This window comes from Methanosarcinales archaeon, assembly GCA_014859725.1.
Classification (GTDB): domain Archaea; phylum Halobacteriota; class Methanosarcinia; order Methanosarcinales; family Methanocomedenaceae; genus Kmv04.
This window is the reverse complement of the sequence record JACUTQ010000185.1, coordinates 1-3,917: the sequence shown is the minus strand read 5'-3', so window position 1 is coordinate 3,917 and position 3,917 is coordinate 1. Positions and strand designations below refer to the sequence as shown.

Here is a 3,917-nt window from a genome sequence, read left to right as displayed (position 1 = left end):
AAGGTAATGCTTATAAAATTTTTTCGCGTTAGTCTCTATTAGTGATAGTTCATCATCGTTAGCTGCCAGAAAAAGTCCCCTAAAAAAATTCCAGCTTTTATTATTCTGGTATGATGAATGCCAGAATGAATCAACGCTTTCGGCTTCATCGAATAGGATCAACAACCCATTAAGTCCGAGAATGTTTTTTGCTGCCCAGCTTATCCCACTCAATATGTAACAATAAATATTTCCACATGTTGAATAATTATACATCCTGGGATGGTATGTCGGTTCTCCTTCGATCCACTCATAGATATGTTCGTCATCCTCTCCTGAGTGTATTTTTTCGATTATTATTCCCAGGTACTCATGTTCCTGTAGTGCATACCAATCAGGATTTGCTGCAATCTCTCGCAGAAAATGCCTGAAATCGCCGTTTTGCGTTTTGAATGTAAACGAACGAATTATTGCCTCGTATATAGCCTTTGGTTTATGCAGAGGCAGTTCATTGGGATCAAGTTCAACCTTTGCGACTGCCCAATTGCTTTTAAGGATCGATGAGTATAAATAATCAAGAAGATGTGTCTTTCCGATCCCATATTCTCCGGAAATTATCAGGGATCCGCTGTTTTGGGTATTCAGCCACTCTTTAATCTGCCCGATCGCTTTATCTCGCCCAAACGTGAAATCGTCTACCTGTCCATGAGAAACTATACCTAATCTAAGTGCTTCTATGATCTTTCTTGCCTCAAAACGTTCTTCTGGTAAGATTGGTTCTATCGGTTCTGTGATTCCAACAGTTGGAACCGGTGTGTCACCTGACAGAAATTCAAGCTCGTCCTGTCTGATCCACCGCAAAATACCATCTTCGAACTCAACAAACATCTCAAATCCACCAAACCGAGTCTGTTGCACCCCTCCAATCCCGTACGTGGCATGCTTAACAAACCACATCGTTTTGTCCAATTTCAGACCTCATTACCTGGCTTTACGCAATTTATGCAGCGCTTTGATGAGATTTTTAACGAATTCCCTTTTGTATCCAATTTCGAGCTTTCGTTCATATGCTGCTTTTGCAATATCAGCTATCGTCTCATTGAGTACACTTGTTTCGAACTTCGTACTGTATGCAACTTCATAGATCGTACTCAATTTTCTTCCGATATCTGCCAACAATTCCACAGGATCTGCAGATACTTCTTCAAGATATATCTTTACTCCTGTCGGATTTGTCCCTGCATTGAAGACCGAGGACAGTCTCTGCCGAAGAGCTTCGTAAGCCTGCGTTCTTCCTTCAAGAAAGTTCTCATCGGGAACCGCATAGAACCACATCGAATTTCTGAAGTTGGCATGTCCGCATTCATCTATCAACTCCCTCATATTGCTCAAAAGGGCTGATTTTTGCTTTGTGGTCATGCTTGGAGTCTGTTCAGCCTCGTCCATAAGAACGACAATTCCTGCGTAGTCCATGTCTCGAACCCACTGGATAAGAGAGCGGATCATTTTAAATGCAGTGCTTTTATCTATTTTTTCAAATATCCTGAAATTTTTGAGTAGGTTCTTTGGTGGGTTCTCTCCTTTCAACCACTGGATGATCAACGTGAAATCATCGTTACGCTTCTCTGCCAGACTTAAAAAAGCCTCTTTGATTGCATTTCTAAAGCTCGTGCTTTCGTAGGGACCAAGTGCGAATGCATAGGCATTGAGTTCATGTGATATAAGATCCCCAGACAGTTTGTTTGCCATTTCCTGGTACTTCCGGTTATACCACGACTTGATAACCGCCTCAATTCCCTTGTCATATCCTGATAGCAGTTCTTCCGGGGTCTGTGGGTAGATGAGATTTGCAGCAATGGTTTTGTATACTTGTTCTAATTTGTGAAATGGCGTCTGTTCCGGACTCAGAACTATGTATGAAGCAATATAATCATAATTCCACGCAACTTCTCTGATAGAGTATAAGAAATGGGTTTTACCACCACCATATACTCCAATCACCATCTTAAACGCCGAACCGCCGTCTTTTATGAAACTTCCAAGATAATCCTCATCGATTGTTTTGAGATAGCTGTCCAACCCGGCTGTGAAGTATTGAAATCCATATTCCGGTGGATTTCCCTGTCCACCTACGATCTCTATAATTTTTCTTGCTGAAATTGAGTCTATGCCCTCTTCATAGAGCCCATTCTGCATGATCACACTTCCCTGAACTTGATATGTGAAATATAGGTGCCATCTCCACGTTCATTGGATGGGATCCAGAGAAACCCGGATCTTCGTGTTGTATATGCTCTTGTAGCAGTAACAAGGCTCAGTACATGGTCCTCTATCGTTCGTTGCGTTAATCGATACAGATCATAACTGAAGAAGACACGTCCATACTCTCTGTAACTGCTTTTAACCGGATTTATTTTAAAATTTTTATTCTGGGTCAACAGTGCATATTCCAGAATAATATCCGAAACCGAAATCGAATCTCCTATTTTTTTGTTGTGGCGATGAGCAGTTGCTTTATATGCTTCGAATAAGTGTAAGAGGAATGTTTCGTCATCAAAATTACGGCTGGTGATCTTCTTGTGACTTGCCAGAAGTTTTTTTGCCACTACTTCGGGAATTGGTTTACAGGTGTCCAATTGCTCTTGCTGCGGACCGTACCAGATTGTAACGCTGTTATTGTATAGTTTCACCTCCAGTGTGTAAAACAAAACCTTGAGTAACGGGTAGTTTCCAGATAATTCGAAATCTACCTGTTCCAGTGCGTCTTCCAGCCTCTGGCCAAAACTCCTGTTTGCCTGCTCCTCCCACTCAGGCATTTCTGATTTCACAGGACGAATGCGTTGTTCTACATCTTCTTCGATTAAATCTGTGAGTCTGGTCTGTTTCAATATCTTTTCAATTTTCATCAACTCTTGTTTCATCTTATAGATATTATTCGAAGGTTCGTTTTCCGTAAGTCTTTCGATGGTACGGATGGCTTTGCGCATGTTTCTAAGATTTCTTTCTTCTTCTGATATAGTTCGCAGAACATCAACAACGGGCTCCGGGGTTTCTGTTTCACTCAACTCATTTGCATACATGTTTGTGTATTATGTTTGTATTATTCATAAGATTGTTGATTTGAGTGTGTTACTTGCCAGTTTTCATCGGTAAAAGTATGTCTTGTTAGTTGCAGAGTACCCTCCACTAAAATAAGGATAACTCCTATAAAAATAATACTTCAACTAATAAAATACCATCATCTGTCAAATAGCGTAGCGTATATCTTCCCTTCATCGGTCAGCCACCACATCTTAACCCCGGTCTTTACTTTAAACGGCTCCCCTCTATTTATCGATCCTCTCTTGCTTCGTATCAGTCCATCTGCTTCTATCATTTTCAGGTTGGAAATGATACTCTGGGACTTAACACCCAGACCATTGGCAATATTCTTCGTGATAAATGGCCGCAGGCGTTCATCATTATAGGGAATTCCCAATAAATAATTTACCCAAATATGGGGTTTATGGTGACATCCCACTTTGGTAAATTTTCCAATCTTTCGATTCTCTCTTCGCAGATTTTCATTGCTTCTTTTGTTAATTTAACCCCTTTCTGGTAAACTTTATCGACAAGATGAACGGCGGGGTGCACACCATTCCATGTCATAGTTTCAGCCCATCCGATGATTTTATGAATGGAAGACAGGAGCATGCCATTCCAATGCACCTCTAAAACCCCCTAACATCGTTCAATCGAGTTATATTTGCTGTGGTAAGGTGGATAATAAACCAGCCGGATTTTCAAACCAGTTTTATCAGCAAACTCAATTATCCTTTTGATGAATTGAGTTCTATGGCTGTTTATATGAGGTCCATTGTCCAGATTTATGACCAACTCTTTGAGATGACTTTCCTAGTTCCAAACCATCTGCTATAAAGTCACTGGTCTCATTTGAG

Annotated in this window: 5 protein-coding genes and 1 pseudogene; all 6 read right to left on the bottom strand. The window is 40.7% G+C overall.

Annotation, left to right across the window (positions count from 1 at the left end):
• A partial coding sequence (locus IBX40_11675; protein MBE0524973.1) for a DUF2791 family P-loop domain-containing protein occupies positions 1 to 948 on the bottom strand: 948 nt, incomplete at its 3' end.
• Between the two features lie 12 nt (positions 949 to 960).
• Positions 961 to 2,175, bottom strand: coding sequence for a DUF2791 family P-loop domain-containing protein (locus IBX40_11670; protein MBE0524972.1), 1,215 nt, complete (start codon positions 2,173 to 2,175; stop codon positions 961 to 963).
• Positions 2,176 to 2,177: 2 nt separating this feature from the next.
• Positions 2,178 to 3,059: a hypothetical protein gene (locus IBX40_11665; GenBank protein ID MBE0524971.1), complete on the bottom strand. Its 882-nt coding sequence runs from the start codon at positions 3,057 to 3,059 to the stop codon at positions 2,178 to 2,180.
• A 158-nt stretch (positions 3,060 to 3,217) separates the two neighbouring features.
• Positions 3,218 to 3,457, bottom strand: coding sequence for a hypothetical protein (locus IBX40_11660; protein MBE0524970.1), 240 nt, complete (start codon positions 3,455 to 3,457; stop codon positions 3,218 to 3,220).
• An 8-nt stretch (positions 3,458 to 3,465) separates the two neighbouring features.
• Positions 3,466 to 3,687, bottom strand: a complete 222-nt coding sequence (locus IBX40_11655) for a hypothetical protein (protein MBE0524969.1) — start codon at positions 3,685 to 3,687, stop codon at positions 3,466 to 3,468.
• 12 nt (positions 3,688 to 3,699) lie between these two features.
• Positions 3,700 to 3,867: pseudogene (locus tag IBX40_11650) on the bottom strand (ISAzo13 family transposase).
• Between the last annotated feature and the right edge of the window lie 50 nt (positions 3,868 to 3,917).